The organism is Acetobacteroides hydrogenigenes, from assembly GCF_004340205.1.
GTDB classification, from domain to species: Bacteria; Bacteroidota; Bacteroidia; order Bacteroidales; family ZOR0009; genus Acetobacteroides; species Acetobacteroides hydrogenigenes.
Genome location: NZ_SLWB01000003.1, coordinates 114,732 through 133,004 on the forward strand (window position 1 = coordinate 114,732; position 18,273 = coordinate 133,004).

15 protein-coding genes are annotated in these 18,273 nt (G+C 49.1%); 9 read left to right on the forward strand and 6 right to left on the reverse strand.

Annotated elements, in window-relative coordinates:
• Position 1 precedes the first annotated feature (1 nt).
• The 5 genes from CLV25_RS04525 to CLV25_RS04545 form a co-directional block, all read right to left on the reverse strand.
• Complete coding sequence (locus tag CLV25_RS04525; RefSeq protein ID WP_243649596.1) at positions 2 to 463, reverse strand: secondary thiamine-phosphate synthase enzyme YjbQ; 462 nt, start codon at positions 461 to 463, stop codon at positions 2 to 4.
• A 564-nt stretch (positions 464 to 1,027) separates the two neighbouring features.
• Positions 1,028 to 2,770 carry a phospho-sugar mutase gene (locus tag CLV25_RS04530; protein WP_131838447.1) on the reverse strand — a complete coding sequence of 581 codons (1,743 nt, stop codon included), beginning with the start codon at positions 2,768 to 2,770 and terminating at the stop codon, positions 1,028 to 1,030.
• Between the two features lie 2 nt (positions 2,771 to 2,772).
• Positions 2,773 to 3,648, reverse strand: coding sequence for a dTDP-4-dehydrorhamnose reductase (gene rfbD, locus CLV25_RS04535; protein ID WP_131838448.1), 876 nt, complete (start codon positions 3,646 to 3,648; stop codon positions 2,773 to 2,775).
• A 63-nt stretch (positions 3,649 to 3,711) separates the two neighbouring features.
• Positions 3,712 to 4,653 carry a UDP-glucuronic acid decarboxylase family protein gene (locus tag CLV25_RS04540; protein WP_131838449.1) on the reverse strand — a complete coding sequence of 314 codons (942 nt, stop codon included), beginning with the start codon at positions 4,651 to 4,653 and terminating at the stop codon, positions 3,712 to 3,714.
• Positions 4,654 to 4,659: 6 nt separating this feature from the next.
• Positions 4,660 to 5,985, reverse strand: a complete 1,326-nt coding sequence (locus CLV25_RS04545; protein WP_131838450.1) for a UDP-glucose dehydrogenase family protein — start codon at positions 5,983 to 5,985, stop codon at positions 4,660 to 4,662.
• A gap of 384 nt (positions 5,986 to 6,369) precedes the next feature.
• Between CLV25_RS04545 and rpsA the strand changes: the two genes are divergently transcribed.
• From rpsA to CLV25_RS04570, 5 genes are all read left to right on the forward strand, one after another.
• On the forward strand, positions 6,370 to 8,211 hold the full coding sequence (gene rpsA, locus CLV25_RS04550; protein WP_131838451.1) for a 30S ribosomal protein S1: 1,842 nt from the start codon (positions 6,370 to 6,372) through the stop codon (positions 8,209 to 8,211).
• An 18-nt stretch (positions 8,212 to 8,229) separates the two neighbouring features.
• Positions 8,230 to 8,580 (forward strand): STAS domain-containing protein, encoded by a 351-nt coding sequence (locus CLV25_RS04555; protein WP_131838452.1) that lies wholly within the window; start codon positions 8,230 to 8,232, stop codon positions 8,578 to 8,580.
• On the forward strand, positions 8,580 to 9,512 hold the full coding sequence (locus CLV25_RS04560; RefSeq protein WP_131838453.1) for a ribonuclease Z: 933 nt from the start codon (positions 8,580 to 8,582) through the stop codon (positions 9,510 to 9,512). Before CLV25_RS04555 ends, CLV25_RS04560 begins: the two co-directional genes overlap by 1 nt.
• A 14-nt stretch (positions 9,513 to 9,526) precedes the next feature.
• A complete protein-coding gene (gene guaA / locus CLV25_RS04565) occupies positions 9,527 to 11,056 on the forward strand; it encodes a glutamine-hydrolyzing GMP synthase (protein ID WP_131838454.1) in 1,530 nt (509 codons plus the stop codon).
• Positions 11,057 to 11,363: 307 nt separating this feature from the next.
• Positions 11,364 to 12,779: an inorganic phosphate transporter gene (locus CLV25_RS04570; protein WP_131838455.1), complete on the forward strand. Its 1,416-nt coding sequence runs from the start codon at positions 11,364 to 11,366 to the stop codon at positions 12,777 to 12,779.
• Positions 12,780 to 13,061: 282 nt separating this feature from the next.
• Here the strand turns inward: CLV25_RS04570 and CLV25_RS04575 are convergent, their stop codons facing one another.
• Positions 13,062 to 13,502 carry an OsmC family protein gene (locus CLV25_RS04575; protein WP_131838456.1) on the reverse strand — a complete coding sequence of 147 codons (441 nt, stop codon included), beginning with the start codon at positions 13,500 to 13,502 and terminating at the stop codon, positions 13,062 to 13,064.
• A gap of 142 nt (positions 13,503 to 13,644) precedes the next feature.
• On the opposite strand from CLV25_RS04575, the gene CLV25_RS04580 reads away from it, so the two are divergent.
• The 4 genes from CLV25_RS04580 (at position 13,645) to CLV25_RS04595 (ending at position 18,156) form a co-directional block, all read left to right on the forward strand.
• Positions 13,645 to 14,310 (forward strand): Crp/Fnr family transcriptional regulator, encoded by a 666-nt coding sequence (locus CLV25_RS04580; RefSeq protein WP_131838457.1) that lies wholly within the window; start codon positions 13,645 to 13,647, stop codon positions 14,308 to 14,310.
• An 811-nt stretch (positions 14,311 to 15,121) separates the two neighbouring features.
• Entirely contained in the window at positions 15,122 to 15,811 is a 690-nt protein-coding gene (gene aqpZ, locus CLV25_RS04585) for an aquaporin Z (protein WP_262709459.1), read from the forward strand.
• 159 nt (positions 15,812 to 15,970) lie between these two features.
• Positions 15,971 to 16,642, forward strand: a complete 672-nt coding sequence (locus tag CLV25_RS04590) for a YggS family pyridoxal phosphate-dependent enzyme (RefSeq protein ID WP_131838459.1) — start codon at positions 15,971 to 15,973, stop codon at positions 16,640 to 16,642.
• A 536-nt stretch (positions 16,643 to 17,178) separates the two neighbouring features.
• Entirely contained in the window at positions 17,179 to 18,156 is a 978-nt protein-coding gene (locus CLV25_RS04595; protein WP_131838460.1) for a dihydroorotate dehydrogenase-like protein, read from the forward strand.
• The last annotated feature ends 117 nt before the right edge of the window (positions 18,157 to 18,273 follow it).

Genomic DNA, 18,273 nt, shown 5'->3' on the forward strand with positions numbered 1-18,273 from the left:
CCTACTCCCCAATAATCTTTACCAGCACCCGCTTGCGGCGCATGCCGTCGAACTCGCCGTAGAAGATCTGCTCCCAGGGGCCGAAGTCGAGCTCGCCGTTGGTGATGGCGCACACCACCTCGCGGCCCATCACCTGGCGCTTCAGGTGGGCGTCGGCGTTGTCCTCGTAGCCGTTATGCTTGTACTGGGTGTGGGGCTTCTCGGGGGCCAGCTTCTCGAGCCACACCTCGAAGTCGTGGTGCAGGCCGCTCTCATCATCATTAATGAAAACCGACGAGGTGATGTGCATGGCGTTGCACAGCAGCAGCCCCTCGCGGATGCCGCTCTCGCGCAGGCACTCCTCTATGGTGGGGGTGATGTTGATGAGCTGGCGGCGGCTGTGGGTGTCGAACCAGAGCTCCTTGCGGTACGATTTCATGGTGCTGGATGTTTTTAGGATTATCTTTTGATGGTTTCTCGGCAAATGTACCAAGAAATGGCTTGCCCGCAAGGGGCGTGGGGCCATTATGGGGCTTGTGGGGGCAATCCCTATGGGTATTAGCCTGCCGCAGCGCTGCGGCGACCCAATCCCTATGGGTATTTGCCTGGCGCAGCGTTGCGGCAGCCCTATCCCTATGGGGATTTGCCTGCCGCAGGTTTGCAGCGGCCTTATCCCTATGGGTATTTGCCTGGCGCAGCGTTGCGGCAGCCTTATCCCTATGGGGATTTGCTTGTGGCAGGTATGGGGCTGCCCTTTATGCGTACATATTTACCTGCCGCAGATTTGCAGCACCCCAATCTGCATACATAATTGCCTGCCGCAGTTTTGCAGCGACCCATTATGCATGCATTTTTGCCTGGCGCAGATTTGCGGCAGACCGTTATGCATGCATTTTTTGTCGCCGCAGCGTTGCGGCTGCCTTTTATGCATGCCGATTGGCCTTGTGGGTATCTGTAGCGCCAAGGTATGCGCTGGATCATCAATGTAGAAAAACGAAACAGCCCCACCGCGCTAGGCTGTGGGGCTGTTCTATGTAGGATTTGCTGGTTACTTCAGCTTTAGGTCTGCAACGATCTGCTCGATCTTGGCGTCGAGCTCGGCGTTGGCCTTGCCGTAGTCGGCAACGCTGGCCAGGCTGCCCTTAACGCCAAAGTAGAACTTAATCTTGGGCTCGGTGCCCGATGGGCGCACCGATACGATGGTGCCATCCTGGGTGATGAACTGGAGCACATCCGACTTGGGTAGCGCAATCTCGTAGCGCAGCTCGCTAAGGGTATCGAACGTTTCGCCGGTTTTGTAGTCGTGGATCAGCATCACCTTCGATCCAGCGATGGTTTGCGGTGGGGTGCTGCGGAAGTCGGCCATCATCTTCTTGATCTCCTCCTGCCCGCTGATGCCCTTCTTGGTAACCGACAGCAGGCTCTCCTTAAAGAAGCCGAACTTCACGTAGATCTCCTTCAGCAGCTGGTCGAGGGTCTTGCCCTGCTCCTTGGCCCAGGCGGCGGTTTCGGCGATCAGGGCGCAGGCAATCACGGCATCCTTGTCGCGCACGAACTCGCCGGCCAGGTAGCCGTAGCTCTCCTCGCCGCCCACGATGAACCTCTTCTTGCCCTCGTTTTTCCCGATGATGTCGGCGATGTACTTAAAGCCGGTAAGCACGTTGTACACCTCCACGCCGAAGCTTTGGGCGATTTCGGACAGCAGGTCGGTGGTCACGATCGTCTTAACGATGTACTCCTTGCCCTTTAGCAGCCCGTTCTCCTTCCATCGGTTCAGCACGTAGAAGAAGAGGAGCGAGGCGGTTTGGTTGCCGTTGAGGAGCTCGAAGCTGCCATCGGCGGTTTTTACGGCCACGCCCACGCGGTCGGCATCGGGGTCGGTAGCCAGCACGATGTCGGCATCCTCGGCCTTTGCCTTGGCGATGGCCATCTCCAGGGTGCTGTTCTCCTCGGGGTTGGGCGACTTAACGGTGGGGAAGTTGCCATCAATGATATCCTGCTCGGGTATGCGGATGATGTTCCTAAACCCAAAGCGCTCCAGCGTTCGAGGAACGAGCATAAGGCCGGTTCCGTGGATGGGGGTATAGACGATCTTCAGGTCGGCATGCTTGGCGATGATCTCGGGCGATAGCGATAGCGTTGCCAGCTTGTCGATGTACCTGCGGTCGATCTCCTCGCCGATGATCTCGATACGGCCGTTGCCGCCTTCGAACTTCACCTCGTCCACGCCGCTAATCTTGTTCACCTCGGCGATGATGTTCTTGTCGTGTGGGGCGATGATCTGTGCGCCGTCGCTCCAGTACACCTTGTAGCCGTTGTACTCCTTGGGGTTGTGCGATGCGGTAACCACCACGCCCGCCTTGCAGCCCAGCTCGCGGATGGTAAAGCTCAGCTCGGGTGTAGGGCGTAGGCTCTCGAACAGGTATGCGGTAAGGCCGTTTGCGGCGAAGATCTTGGCGGTAGTTTCGGCAAACAGGCGGCTGTTGTTGCGGCTATCATGCGCGATGGCAACTTTCAGCTCGGCCTCGCTGCCAAACTGCGCCTTTATGTAGTTGGCCAACCCTTGGGTGGCCATGCCAACGGTGTAGATGTTCATGCGGTTGGTACCAACGCCCATGATGCCACGGAGTCCACCCGTTCCAAATTCCAGGTTTTGGTAGAACGATTCCTTTAGCTCCTGAGGATCTTCGTCCATCAGGCGCTTAACCTCTTTCTTGGTGGCCTTGTCGTAGTTGCCGTTTATCCAAACCATTGCCCTTTCGGCAATTTGTGGCTCAATTGCATTGCTCATCGTTACTTACTATTTAGTTTATTCAAACACTCTATTAAGCTATGCTTCCAGTGAGGGATTTCGATACCGAAGGTGGCCTTTATCTTTTTCTTGTTGAAAACGCTGAAGTGGGGGCGCTTGGCAGGGGTGGGGTAGTCCTTCGTTTCGATGGGCGAGAGCTTGCACGCAATTCGTTCGATGTCGAAGATCTCGCGGGTAAAGTCGTACCAGCTGCAAACGCCCTCGTTGCTGTAGTGGTAGATGCCGGCAAGGGTGGTGTCGTTGGTGGCGGTTGCCTTTTCGGCAGCAGCAAGAATGGCCTTGGCCAAGTCGCGCGCATAGGTTGGCGTTCCAACCTGATCGAATACCACGTTAAGGCTCTCGCGCTCGTTACCCAGGCGCAGCATCGTCTTCACGAAGTTGTTGCCGTAGGTGGAGTAAAGCCACGCGGTACGTATTACGATACCTTTACTATATGATGTGGCGTACACCTCGCCCTGTAGCTTCGTTGCCCCATAAACCGATTGCGGATTGGTGGCATCGGTCTCTGCGTAAGGGCGGCACGCGGTACCATCGAACACGTAGTCGGTTGATACGTGGATAAGCCAAGCATCAATCGCTTTGGCCACATCCGCAAGGTTTTTTACGCCGATACCGTTTACGGCAAGCGCTGCATCCTTCTCGGTTTCGGCTTTATCTACTGCCGTATATGCTGCACAGTTGATGATTGCTCCGGGAGCATCCTTCCGTAGGATTTCCAGCAGCTCATCCTTCTTGGTTATGTCGATTTCGGGATAGTCGTAGAACTTGAAATCAATCGGCAGGTTGGCGGAAAGCTCCTTTAGCTCGCTTCCCAGCTGCCCGTTGCATCCTATAACGGCATAGGTTTCTCTATTCATATTGGCTGTTTTGCGGTACAAAAATGACCATTAAATATATGCTATACAATAAGACCAGTAGGCTTATAGCGTGCTTTTAAAGTAGTCGATGGTTTTTCGTAGGCCATCCTCTAGCTGAATTTGAGGCTCCCAACCGGCTAGTAGCGCTTTTGCCCTATCGATGTTGGGCTGTCGCTGGATAGGATCATCGGAAGGAAGCGGCTCAAAAACGATTTTCGACTTGGAGCTGGTTAGCTCGATAACCTTTTGGGCTAGCTCTAGGATGGAGAACTCCGTAGGGTTGCCAAGGTTGATTGGGCCCGTTAGGCTATCGTCGGTAGCCATCATGCGGATCAAACCCTCCACCAAATCGTCGACGTACTGAAAGCTGCGGGTCTGCAGCCCATCGCCGTAAACGGCGATATCCTCGTTGCGCAGCGCCTGAATGATGAAGTTTGATACCACCCTTCCGTCGGCCTCCTTCATTCGCGGACCATAGGTGTTGAATATGCGAACGATCTTAATGCGAACGTCGTTTTGGTAGTGGTAGTTCATGAAGAGGGTTTCGGCGCAGCGCTTTCCCTCGTCGTAGCACGAGCGTTTTCCAATAGGGTTTACGTTACCCCAGTACTCCTCGGGCTGCGGGTGTACGAGCGGATCGCCGTATACCTCGCTGGTAGATGCCTGCAGAATCTTTGCCTTTACCCTTTTTGCCAGTCCCAGCATGTTGATGGCTCCCATTACCGATGTCTTTACCGTTTTAATAGGGTTATACTGGTAGTGGATGGGCGATGCCGGGCAGGCAAGGTTGTAGATCTCGTCTACCTCGGCATAGTAGGGGGCAATAACATCGTGGCGAACCAGCTCGAAAAAGGGGTTATTCAGGAGATGAACCACATTTCCCTTAGTGCCTGTAAAAAAGTTGTCCAGACAGATGACATCGTGCCCGTCGTTTAGCAGGCGCTCGCAAAGGTGCGAGCCTAGAAATCCTGCACCTCCCGTAACTAATACCCTCTTCTTGCTCATCGTGTCCTATTTTATCGGTTTTCTTCCGATGCTGTAGTATACGTATCCTCTTTCGCGCATTTCTTCGGGGTCGTAGATGTTTCGTCCGTCGAAGATTAACTTCTGGTTCATATTCTTCTCCAGTTCCTCGAAGTTGATGATTCTAAACTCCGACCATTCGGTAATCAGGATTAGCGCATCGGCATTCTTGGTTGCCTCGTAGGGTGTAGCGGCGTACTGGATAGCGTCGCCCAAAATTCGTTTTGCCTCATGCATGGCTACGGGGTCGTATGCCGAAACCGTAGCGCCATCCTTTAGCAGGTTTTCGATGATTACCAACGAGGGTGCTTCGCGCATATCGTCGGTGTTTGGCTTAAACGAAAGTCCCCAAAGTGCAATTTTCTTACCTTGCAGATTGCCGTTAAAGAAGTCCTTTACTCTTTGGTAAACAACCTTCTTTTGTCGCTCGTTCACGCTCTCTACCGATTGTAGAATTTCGAGCGTATGGTTATGTTCTTGCGCTGTTTTGATTAGCGCCTTAACGTCCTTTGGGAAGCAGCTTCCTCCATATCCGGCACCTGCGTAAATAAACTTATTCCCGATGCGCGAATCAGAGCCAATACCCTTACGAACAAGGTTTACATCGGCACCTACAATCTCGCATAGGTTGGCGATATCGTTAATGAAGCTGATTTTGGTAGCCAGCATGGCGTTTGCGGCATACTTGGTTAGCTCCGACGAAAGCAGATCCATGAATACAATCGGATGACCGTTTAGCAAGAATGGCTTGTAGAGCTTGCTCATCAGCTTTTGTGCCTCTTCACTTTCTGTTCCAACAACAATTCTGTCGGGTCTTAAGAAATCCTCAATGGCATTTCCTTCTTTCAGGAACTCAGGATTTGATGCTATGTCAAAAGGAACTTCTACGCCTCGCTTTTCGAGTTCTTGCTTAATTGCATTTTTCACCTTTTGCGCGGTACCAACCGGTACGGTGCTCTTGTTTACAACAACAGTGTAGCCTTGAAGATTCCTGCCAATTTCTGAAGCAACGGCAAGTACATGCTTAAGGTCGGCGCTGCCGTCCTCGTCGGGTGGAGTTCCAACGGCAATAAAGATTGCCTCGGCACCAACCATGGCTTCTTTAAGGCTGGTGGTAAAGAATAGGCGCTGTTTTTCAACGTTTCTCTTCACCATATCCTCAAGTCCAGGTTCGTAGATTGGAATAATGCCATTGTTGAGCTGCGAAATTTTCTCCTCGTTGACGTCAACACAGGTAACAATGGTTCCGGTTTCTGCAAAGCAAGTTCCGCTTACCAAGCCAACGTATCCGGTTCCTACAACTGCTATTTTCATTTAGCGTAAATTTGTTTCTTCGATTCGGTTAACAGCCCAAGGTTTTAATATGGTAGTATCTTCAAAGAAACCTTTTTATTTTTAAAAGAAGAGGGTTCTTTACTTCTACTAAACACCTGTAAGCCGTTTAAAAGATTTCAAAATTACAAAAAACAGCGTTCTTAAAGCGTCTGATGAGGCAGTTTTTAAAAAATGGGATGGATGTTTTGTATTCTTGACCGTTTGGTTGATGTATCTTTCGGGTTGAACCCAATAAAGAGTGCTATAATTGCTTAAAAAAATACTGATAATCTATTCCTTGTATGAAAAGAAAGAGTACCTTTGCGGGCTGAGAGTTTTCTATAAATAATGTCTAACCCATTAGTTGCTTTAAAATTAATTTAAATGGCAAACAATGAAGAAATCCTTCGCGAAGAAGGTAATGCAAAGCAATTTGCAACAAAGAACGCTTCTATTCCTGTAGATCAATTCGATTGGGATGCGTTCGAATCAGAAAAAGGTTTGTACGATGACACCAAGGAAAATATCCTAGGTAAGTACGACCAAACTTTATCTAACGTTGCTGTTAACGAGGTTGTTGATGGTACCGTTATCTCTATGAACAAGCGCGAAGTTGTAGTTAACATTGGCTACAAGTCGGATGGCGTTGTATCGCTAAACGAATTCCGCTACAACCCAGAGCTTAAAGTTGGCGATATCGTAGAAGTTTACGTAGAAAGCCAAGAAGACAAGAAGGGTCAGCTAAACCTTTCGCACAAGAAAGCAAGAGTTCTTCGCTCTTGGGATCGTGTTAACGAGGCTCTTGACAAAGACGAAGTTATCAAGGGTTACATTAAGTGCCGCACCCGTGGTGGTATGATCGTTGACGTATTTGGTATTGAGGCATTCCTTCCAGGTTCTCAAATCGATGTTAAGCCAATCCGCGACTACGATGTTTACGTTGGTAAGACTATGGAATTCAAGGTTGTTAAGATCAACCACGAGTTCAAGAACGTAGTTGTTTCTCACAAGGCTCTTATCGAGGAAGAACTTGAACAACAAAAGAAAGACATCATCGCTAAGCTTGAAAAGGGTCAAGTACTTGAAGGAACCGTTAAGAACATTACTTCTTACGGTGTATTCATCGACCTTGGTGGCGTAGATGGTCTTATCCATATTACCGACCTTTCTTGGGGTCGTGTTAATCACCCAGAAGAAGTTGTTGAGCTAGATCAAAAGCTTAACGTTGTTATCCTTGACTTTGATGACGCTAAGAAGCGTATCGCCCTAGGTCTTAAGCAGCTTACTGCTCACCCATGGGATTCACTTGATGCTAACCTTAAGGTTGGTGACAAGGTTAAGGGTAAAGTTGTGGTTATGGCTGACTACGGTGCATTTGTTGAAATTGCAACCGGCGTTGAAGGTCTTATCCACGTATCTGAAATGTCTTGGTCTCAGCACCTACGTAGCGCTCAAGAATTCCTTAAGGTGGGCGACGAAGTTGAGGCTGTTATCCTTACCCTCGATCGCGAAGAGCGCAAGATGTCGCTTGGTATCAAGCAGCTTCGCCAAGATCCATGGGAAAACATCGAAGAGAAGTACGCTGTTAACTCTAAGCATACCGCTCGCGTTCGCAACTTCACCAACTTTGGTGTATTCGTTGAAATCGAAGAGGGCGTAGATGGCTTAATCCATATCTCTGACCTTTCTTGGACTAAGAAGGTTAAGCACCCATCTGAGTTCACCTCAATTGGCGCTGAAATCGAAGTTGTAGTTCTAGAAATCGACAAGGAAAACCGTCGTTTGAGCCTTGGCCACAAGCAGCTTGAAGAAAACCCATGGGATGTATTCGAAACTGTATTTACCGTTGATTCTATCCACGAAGGTACTATCGTTGAGCTAGAAGATAAGGGTGCTCGTATTGCACTTCCTTACGGTGTTGATGGTTTCGCTACTCCTAAGCACCTTGTAAAGGAAGATGGAAGCCAAGCTAAGCTTGAAGAGAAGCTTGATTTCAAGGTAATCGAGTTCAACAAGGGCGCTAAGAGAATCATCGTTTCTCACAGCCGCACTTTCGAAGATGCAAAGAAATCGGAAGCCGCTGCTGAGAAGAAGGCTAAGACTGCAGCTACTCAAAAGGCTGTAAAGAAGGTTAAGACTAGCATCGAAAAGACCACCCTTGGTGATATCGACGCTCTTGCCGCTCTTAAGTCTGAGATGGAAGGTAAAGCTAATACTGAGGAGTAATCCTTTAATGCTTGTACGATGAATTTGAATATTGAAAAATTGCCTGAATATACCCTTATTAAAGTGGTAGATTCTAAGCTCGATACCAACATAGCGCCTGATTTAAAGTCGGAGCTGGTTGTTATTGCAGGCAGTGGAGAATCTAATCTAGTTCTCGATCTAAGCAATTGCCAGTATTGCGATTCGTCGGGGTTAAGCGCTATTCTCGTTGCTAACCGTTTGTGCAAAAACGCAAATGGAACCTTCGTTTTGACAGGATTAACCGAAACGGTAGATCAGCTTGTAAAGCTATCGCAGCTCGATACTGTACTTAATATTGCTGCAACTCCCGAAGAGGTTAAGTCGTTCTTTCAAAACCCAGCAGTTTAGTGGAGTTTAGCGTCACTATCCTTGGAACAAGTTCGGCTCTGCCGACTTTAGACCGATATCCAACCGCTCATGCGCTCAATGTGCATGAGCGGTTTTTTTTAATCGATTGCGGAGAGGGAACTCAGGCTCAGCTACGTCGCAACCATTTTAAGATGGTGCGGATAAATCACATATTTATCACCCATCTACATGGCGACCATGTTTTTGGCATCTTCGGGTTGCTATCGACCATGAACCTGCTCGGGCGCAAGTCCAATTTGCACATCTACGGGCATCGCCTACTAAAGAGTATTCTTGATGATCACCTGAAGTACTTCGGACAGGATTTTCAGTATAAGATAGAATTCCACGAGGTAGCGGTGAAATCAAAGGAGATCATTTATGAGGATGATTCGTTGCTGGTAGAGGCTTTTCCTCTAAAGCACCGGGTGTCGTGCTTTGGATACCTGTTTAGGGAGAGGGCTCCGCACCGTAACATCCACAAGTGGATGATCGAGAAGTATAAGCTTTCGTTGGCCGAGGTGGTGCGAATAAGGAATGGCGCCGATCTTACGCTCGAGGATGGTGAGGTGATACCCAACGAGGTGCTAACCTACATCCCTTACGAACCCCGTTCGTACGCTTTCTGCTCGGATACTGCCTATTCGAACAGGATACACGAGTACGTAAAGGATGTGGATTTGCTCTACCACGAGGCAACCTTCACCGAGGAACTTAAGAAGATGGCTGCCCAAACCGGACATTCTACGGCAAAGCAGGCGGGTAAGATTGCCCGACTGGCAAATGCTAAAAAGCTCATAGTTGGCCATTTCTCTTCCAGATATAAGGATTATTCGGTATTTTTGCGCGAGGCTAAAGAAGAGTTCGATAATGTCGAACTGGCAAAGGAAGGCTCAACCTTTTCTATTGAACTGAAACGATTTAAGGATTAAGCATCCACACTAATATGCAAGAGAAAATTTTAATTCTTGATTTTGGATCGCAGTACACCCAGCTTATTGCACGTCGCGTGCGCGAGCTCAACGTTTACTGCGAAATCCATCCTTACAACCACTTTCCTGCGCTCGATTCGTCGGTAAAGGGGGTGATTCTGTCGGGAAGCCCATTCTCGGTGCGCGATAAAGATGCGCCAGTGCCCGATTTGGAAACCATAAAAGGTAAGGTGCCGCTTCTGGGCGTTTGCTACGGAGCGCAGTTCCTATCGCACTACTACGGTGGCGAGGTTAAGGCTTCGAACAGCCGCGAGTATGGACGTGCTAAGCTTACCCATGTGGTTGATGACGATCCTCTTTTCCATACCATCAGCCACCAATCGCAGGTGTGGATGTCGCATGGCGATACCATCGTATCGATACCTGATAGCTACAGCATTGTTGCCAGCACTCACGATGTGAAGGTTGCTGGGTACAAGATTGCTGATGAGCAAACTTGGGGTATCCAGTTCCACCCCGAGGTGTACCATAGCACCGAAGGCTTACAGCTACTCAAGAACTTTGTGGCTGGTATCTGCGGCTGCTCTATGGATTGGACTCCTGCTTCGTACGTTGAAACAACGGTAAACTCGCTTCGCGAGCAGCTGGGTAACGATAAGGTTATCCTTGCGCTTTCGGGTGGGGTAGATTCTACCGTTGCCGGCGTTCTTCTTCAAAAGGCTATTGGCGATAACCTCACCTGTATCTTTGTTGATAACGGTTTGCTCCGTAAGGATGAGTTTAATAACGTAATGGAGGCCTACAAGATTCTTGGGCTTAACGTTATTGGTGTTGATGCTCGCCACAAGTTCTGGAACGACCTTAAGGGCGAAACCGATCCCGAAGGAAAGCGTAAGATTATTGGTCGCGACTTCATCGAGGTGTTCGATGTAGAGGCGCACAAAATACAAGATGTAAAGTGGCTGGCTCAGGGCACCATCTACCCCGACGTTATCGAGTCGGTGTCGGTAAATGGCCCATCGGCTACCATTAAGTCGCACCACAACGTGGGTGGACTACCCGAGAAGATGAACCTTAAGGTGGTTGAGCCGCTTCGCCTTCTATTTAAGGACGAGGTTCGCCGCGTAGGCCGTCAGCTGGAGATTCCTGCCATGTTCCTCGATCGCCATCCTTTTCCAGGTCCAGGCCTTGGAATTCGTATTCTTGGCGAAGTTACCGAAGAGAAGGTTGCCCTACTTCAGGAGGCTGACCACATCTTTATCCAAGGATTGCGCGACGCCGATCTTTACAAGGATGTTTGGCAGGCTGGCGTAATGCTGCTTCCCGTTCAATCGGTAGGGGTAATGGGCGACGAGCGTACCTACGAGTACGTGGTAGCGCTTCGTGCGGTAACATCAACCGACGGTATGACTGCCGACTGGGCTCACCTTCCATACGAGTTCCTTGCCAAGGTATCCAACGATATCATCAACAAGGTGCGTGGGATTAACCGCGTAGTGTACGATATCAGCTCGAAACCACCAGCAACTATCGAGTGGGAGTAAGGAAAAGATATTAGACGCTAGATGTTAGATTTTAGATTCTGGCGTTAGAACAAATAGAAAGGTCGCCTCGGTTTCGGGGTGACCTTTTATTTTTGCTGTCTTGTTTGACGAAGGCAAATGCTTGCCTGTTATTTCTGTTATTTCCCATTTTGCGGCACCTGCCTATCGGTGATTGACAGTATCAATTTTTGTGCGCTCTAAGACTCTAGGTGCTTCTTAAACTTAACGTTATCTTAATATACTGAAAAAGCTGCCTTAACTTTCCTCATCTCCGATTTGGTACCTTTGCAACCTAAAATTTAAAATTATGTTTGGACTGAGTGATGGCATGACCGTCCTGCTTGTAGTAAGCATTATAGCAGCTTTGGCCTTTGAGTTCATCAACGGCTTTCACGATACCGCTAATGCGGTGGCTACGGTTATTTACACCAAATCGTTGAAGCCTCGTACTGCCGTTATTTGGTCGGGGATTTGGAATTTCTTAGGCGTATACTTTGGCGGCCTAGCGGTGGCCATGGCTATCATTAACCTGCTCCCCCTCGAGATGCTCGTGGATCAAAACTTGGCCCATAATATGGCGATGGTCTTTGCGCTTATACTGACCGCCATATTTTGGAATCTCGGAACTTGGTATTTTGGTATCCCCTGCTCGAGCTCGCACACGCTGCTCGGATCTATCTTTGGGGTGGGCATCGCCTTTATGTTCATCAACGTAGATGGCAATGTGGCCCTTAACTGGAAGAAGGTGGTTGATGCTGGTCTTGCGTTGCTGATCTCACCTTTGCTGGGTTTCGGGTTGGCCATGCTTATGATGTTTATCTTTAAAAAAGTAGTTAAGAAAAAACGATTTTTTAGAGAGCCTGATCCTAATAAGAAACCTCCGTTCTGGATTCGTAGCATCCTGGTTCTTACCTGCACCAGCGTAAGCTACTTCCACGGCTCGAACGATGGACAGAAGGGTGTAGGGCTTATCATGATAATCCTTATCAGCTTGGCGCCAGCATATTTTGCCCTCGATAAATCCAAGAGCATAAGTAATATGTACGGTAACATCCATGCCATTGAGTCGTACACCAACAAGATGAATGTTAACGCTCTTAGCGCTGAGCATCAGAAGAAGCTAGCAGCTATTAAGCTTGAGGTGGCCGAAATTAAAGCTGAGATCGAAAAATCGGAGGTGAAGGATGAGATTAAGGCGGAAAACCGTTTAAAGGTTCGCAACGACATCGTGCTAATGAGCAAATCGTACGAAACCATCCTTAAGGCCAATAAGGATAATGCCGCAATTGGTTTAACGGAGCGCGAATATAAGGGGTTAACCAAGAATATAAAGGCGTTGAAGGAGTTTACCGAGTACGCCCCTTGGCCGGTAATACTAATGGTGTCGATGGCGCTAGGTTTGGGTACGATGATCGGGTGGAAGCGTATTGTGGTGACCATCGGGGAGAAGATTGGCAAATCGCACCTTTCCTATGCTCAGGGTGCTAGTGCCGAGATCGTGGCATCCAGTACTATTGGCCTATCCTCTGTGTTAGGGCTTCCGGTAAGTACCACCCATGTCCTCTCTTCGGGTATTGCGGGTACTATGGTTTCGCAGGGAGGCTTAAAGAATCTACAGCAAAAAACCATAAAGAACATCCTTATTGCTTGGGTGATAACCATCCCGGTTACCGTAATCCTTTCGTGTGGGATATTCTTAGGGCTGTACTACCTGTTGGGCTAGGTAGAATGTGATGTTAGACGCTGGAAGTAAGACGCTAGACGTTAGATTTTAGATGTTAGACTTTGGCGTTAGAAAAATAGCAAGGTCGCCTCGGTTTTGGGGCGACCTTGCTATTGTGCGTAAAGGCTATCTAAAAAGGGTATTACGTATTACGATATGCGTATCACGACAGGTTAGACCACATTGCAGTAGGCTTTGGTACCATTTCGTGATACGTTTTAGACATCCTATTATTCTAGGTCACATTTCACCGTGCCTAAATGAAATCCGAAACGCGGCATACTAGCATTTCCCAAGCGCTAGCTTAACGTGCGTAGGGTTCTTCAGGTTGTCGCAAACAGGGCAGCGTTCGCCAATGGCCTCTAGCCATTTCTGAAGGGTTTCGGCATCGGCATCGCAGTCGGGGCGCATTTTTACGGTAATCTCCTTATATCCCGCACGGTCTTCGGTGGGCTGTCCAAAAAGCTTTTCAGGATTTAGCGTTCCGGCAATATCGATGCTTACGCTGCGAAGCGTAAAGTTGAGCTCGCGGGCAACCACGTGCGCCATCACGTTAAGGCATCCGGCGAAAGCCGCCAGCACGTATTCTACCGGATTGGCCGCAGAGTCGGAGCCTCCAAGGTCTTCTGGCTCGTCGATGGTGATCTGAAAGTTGCGAGCCTTTACAACGGTCTTGGTTGGTGTTTCGCTATTCGCGCTTATTCTAAATCGTAAATCTGCCATAACTTTTAGGTTTTGTTATACCGACAAACCTACATCCTTACCCGTAATCGTAAAAGAAAACAACGAACCAGTTTTAAGCCGCCCGTGGTGTACTATTACAACGTTAAAGATGTAATTTTACGCTATTCCTAAAATCAGATATATGAACCCATGCAAGTGCGATGCCCAATACTGCTTCGATGCCCTTAGCGATAGGGAGCGCGATGTGCTATTCTCGAGCATCACCACCGTAAAGTACAAGAAGGGCGAGACCATCGTTAAGCAGGGCTTTGCCATGTCGAGCATCCTATTTCTCGAAAAGGGTATCGTAAAGCTAGACGTTGCTGCCGACAACCAGAATACTACCATCAGCATCGTATCCGCCAAGGCGTTTGTGGGGCTGATGTGCTCGTTTGTCGATCGTCAGGTGGATTTTTCGGTGGTTGCGCTGGTGGATTCGGAGGTTAGCCTTATCGATAAGAATATTGTGGATGGGCTAATCCGTACCAATGGCGAGTTTGCCAGCCGAATGGTGCACCTAATGTCGCTAATGACCAAGGATATGGTGGGCGAGCTCTCGCGAAAGAACACCAAGAACTCGTTGGGCGCCATTGCGCTTACCCTGCTGGAGCTGATGAAGCACTTCGGAAGCACCCGGTATACCCTTCCGTTTACCAGAACCGAGCTGGCCGAGGTGGTGGGATTCTCGAAGGAGAGCGTAAACCTGTCGTTGGCATCGCTGAGCAAGGATGAGCTGATTGCCCTATCGGGTAAGCACGTCGAAATTGTGGACGAGGCGCGCTTGCGTACTATCGCGCAGCGGGGGTAGAACACCGTAGAATTGCATAGGTAGAGCCGCAATTAATAGCGGCTCTACGACAAACCAAAAAGGTCGCCTCAGCTTCGGGGCGACCTTTGGTGCTTGTAGACCTGACAGGTTTTTAAAACCTGTCAGGTCTGGTTTGCGCAAAACGTTCTATTGCGGTTTAAAACGCGCCGAACTTTATGCTTTGATTTAGACTACGGAAAACTAGGGGTGTTTTTCCTCCCTGCTCAGTTTTGCGCTTAACTGCATTGAAGTTTTTCACCCGGCGACCCGGTTATGCTCTCCGAAGCCTTCGTTTTGCTCCCAGCTTGGTTTTGGGCTTAACTGCATTGCGGTTTTCCTCCCAGCGGTTCTGTGGGCTTAACTCCGTCGTCGTTTTCTCCACAGCTCGGTTTTGGGCTTAACGCCGTCGTCGTTTTACTCCCAGCTCAGTTTTGGGCTTAACGCCGTCGTCGTTTTACTCCCAGCTTGGTTTTGCGTTAAACTTCGTCGTCGTTTTCCTCCCAGCGGTTCTGTGGGCTTAACTCCGTCGTCGTTTTCCTCCCAGCGGTTCTGTGGGCTAAACTCCGTTGAATTTTTTCTCCCGACATGGCTTTTATGAATAGCCTCGCCCTCGACTTCGCTCGGGCTGCAGCCGGTCTTCGAGCGGAGCCGAGAAGAACGGCAAAAGAGAGTAGAGCGCTCTTCGAGCGAGAGTCGGGAATACCTATTGGGGTGGTTCGTGTAGGCGTATCCTTTTCCTCTGTTAAACTTTAGGCTATTGCCTTGATATGTACGCATAAAGTTCAGTAAATTGGCGTATACTCAACACGTGATGGCTATGAATAAGTATTTTGCAGAGTTTATTGGAACCTTTGTTCTCGTTCTTATTGGCTGCGGTAGTGCTGTCGTTGCAGGCTCGCAGATTGGGTTCTTGGGTATCTCTATGGCATTTGGGCTTGCCGTTTTGGTGATGGTGTACGCTATCGGTAACATCTCGGGTTGCCACATTAACCCAGCCATAACTATTTCGATGCTGGTAGCCGGTAAGATCTCGGGGAAGGATACTGTAGGCTACCTTATAGCCCAATTTCTAGGAGGTATCGTAGGTGCGCTTATCCTATACTTAATAGCATCGGGCAAGGCCGACTACTCGTTGGCGGCAAACGGTCTGGGGCAAAATGGCTACGGCGAGCTATCGCCCATGAAGTATGGCATAGGGGCAGCGTTCCTAGCCGAGGTGGTGCTTACCTTTATTTTCCTTATCGTGATTTTTGGTGCTACTAGTCCCAAAGCACCCTCCGGGTTTGCAGGCATAGCCATTGGGTGGTCGCTGGCCATAATTCACATGGTAGGCATTCCTATTACAGGAACATCGGTGAATCCTGCGCGTAGCTTTGGCCCTGCATTAATTGTAGGTGGAGAGGCGCTTAGCCAGGTATGGTTATTCCTTCTGGCTCCAATTATTGGCGGTATAGTTGCAGCATTGGTATGGAACTACATTATAAAACCCAAAGAAACGTAGCAATTGGGCTTTACGATACAAGGGCAGCTGTAGCTGCCCTTTTTTGAGCGAGGTTGTGCGTGCTCGGGTTTATACAAAAGCTCCGTCTCAAATTTCGCCTGATACAATTTCGCTTTTTTAGATGGCTTTGATACCTTTGGATTCAGAAAATGTAGAGTGATGAGTATTGTAGAAAATTTACGCTTGGTACAAAACGAGATCCCAAGCCATGTAAAGCTGATTGCCGTATCGAAGACCAAGCCCAACGAGGCTATCATGGAGTGCTACGAGGCCGGACAGCGCGTTTTTGGCGAGAATAAGCCGCAGGAGCTAACCCAGAAGTGGAACGACCTGCCCAAGGATATCGAGTGGCACATGATTGGCCACCTGCAAACCAACAAGGTGAAGTACATCGCGCCGTTTGTGTCGCTAATTCACTCGGTCGATTCGCCCAAGCTGCTGGCGGTAATCGACAAGGAGGCCGCCAAGAACAATCGCGTAATCGACTGCCTCTTCCAGATGCACATTGCCCAGGAGGAGACCAAGTTCGGCTTCGACTACGCCGAGCTGGCGGAGTTCCTCGATTCGGGCGCCATCGACGAATTCAAGAACGTTTGCATGGTGGGCGTTATGGGCATGGCCACCTTTACCGACGATGTGGAGCAGGTGCGCGGCGAGTTTCACGACCTAAAGGAAATCTTTATAAAGATAAAGCAGAAGTACTACGCCAGCGAGCCCTCGTTTAAGGAGGTGTCGATGGGCATGTCGGACGATTTCCGCATCGCCATCGAGGAGGGGAGCACTATGGTGCGCGTAGGCTCGGCAATCTTTGGCGAGAGGGTGTATTTATAGATGAATAAAATTGGAAATTAAAATTGAAGAACAACGAATAGTCGGTATAGATTGGTGAAAAGAGTTGTAAGGTTATTCCGTAAACACCATGGCGAAGCCATACCAAACAGGCACGAAATCTGTCCGAGTGAGCGGAGCATCTACAATTTTGATTAGCCGAAAAACCATCAACTAGCTGCAACGCACAAAATAGGGGTAGCGTTAAGCAGCGACCGAACGAGTTATTTCGTGCAGGATTTTTCTTTGTTTCGTTTCTTTTCATCCCTGAAAAGAAATGAAAATTGGAATTTACCACTTTCCAATTATTAGTCCTGACAGAAAATGGGTTAGGGGTGGGTAATATGTCTTAACCCACCCCTAACCCCTCCCAAGGAGGGGAAAAACAGTTTCAATCTTGCGCTGGTGTTTACTCTCAATCTTCTTTCAAAAATCATATTGGTTTACGGACTTTGGGTATAATGCTCCACCTTTAGGTGTATTCTTCCAAATGATTTTATATATTGGCTAATGTTTCAACATAACTAAAATAACCTACCATGAAATCGTTGGAAGTAAAATATCTTGGACTAACCCTCAAAAATCCGGTAGTGGTAAGCAGCTCGGGTTTAACGTCGACGGTCGACAATATTAAAAAGATGGAGGCCGCCGGAGCTGGAGCCGTTGTGCTAAAGTCGCTCTTCCAGGAGCAGATTACGCACGAAGCTCAGGCATACGAGCACGAGGGCGACTACCCCGAGGCGCACGACTACATTATGAGCTACGCCGTGAACAACTCGGTGGAGGAGTACCTTAAGCTTATCCGCGAGGCCAAGCAGGCGGTGTCTATTCCGATTATTGCCAGCATCAACTGCACCTCGGTTGGTGAGTGGGTAAGCTTTGCCAAGCGCATAGAGGCCGCTGGTGCCGATGCGCTGGAGCTGAACATCTACTTTTTGGCATCGAATAAGGATATGAACGCTGCAGCATGCGAGGCGCAGTACCTCGGAATTGCTGCTAAGCTGCGAAGCATTGTAACCATACCGATATCCGTAAAGATGCCCAAAACCTTTACCAATATCCCCCATATGGTCGATCAGCTCTACTACCGTAAGATCAACGGCGTGGTGCTCTTCAACCGCTTCTACGAGCCCGACATCAACGTTGAGACGATGAAGGTAGAGTCGGCTAGCGTGTTCAGCTCGCCATCCGATATCCGTGAGTCGCTGCGCTGGGTAGGCATCGTTTCGGCTGCCGTTCCTTTAGTAGATGTTGCCGCATCTACCGGCATCCATAGCGGCGAGGCGGCCATCAAGCAGCTGCTGGCCGGGGCTGCCGTAGTGGAGGTGTGCTCGGTGCTCTACAAGAAGGGGCCTAAGGCCATCAACGAAATCCTAGAGTTTATTAACGGGTGGATGGGCAAGCATCACTACAAGTCGATCGAAGAATTTAGAGGAAAGATGAACCCTAAGAATCTGGGCTCGCTCGACGTTTACGAGCGCTCGCAGTTTATGCGCTACTACAGCAGCCACGAGTAGGGAGTCGGGCCCCAATCGCACATCACACATCGAATATCGCATATCCTGCTTTCTTATCGAAACGGTATCGAACTTACATATTGAAACCTGAAAGATTTACTTCTTTCAGGTTTTTTA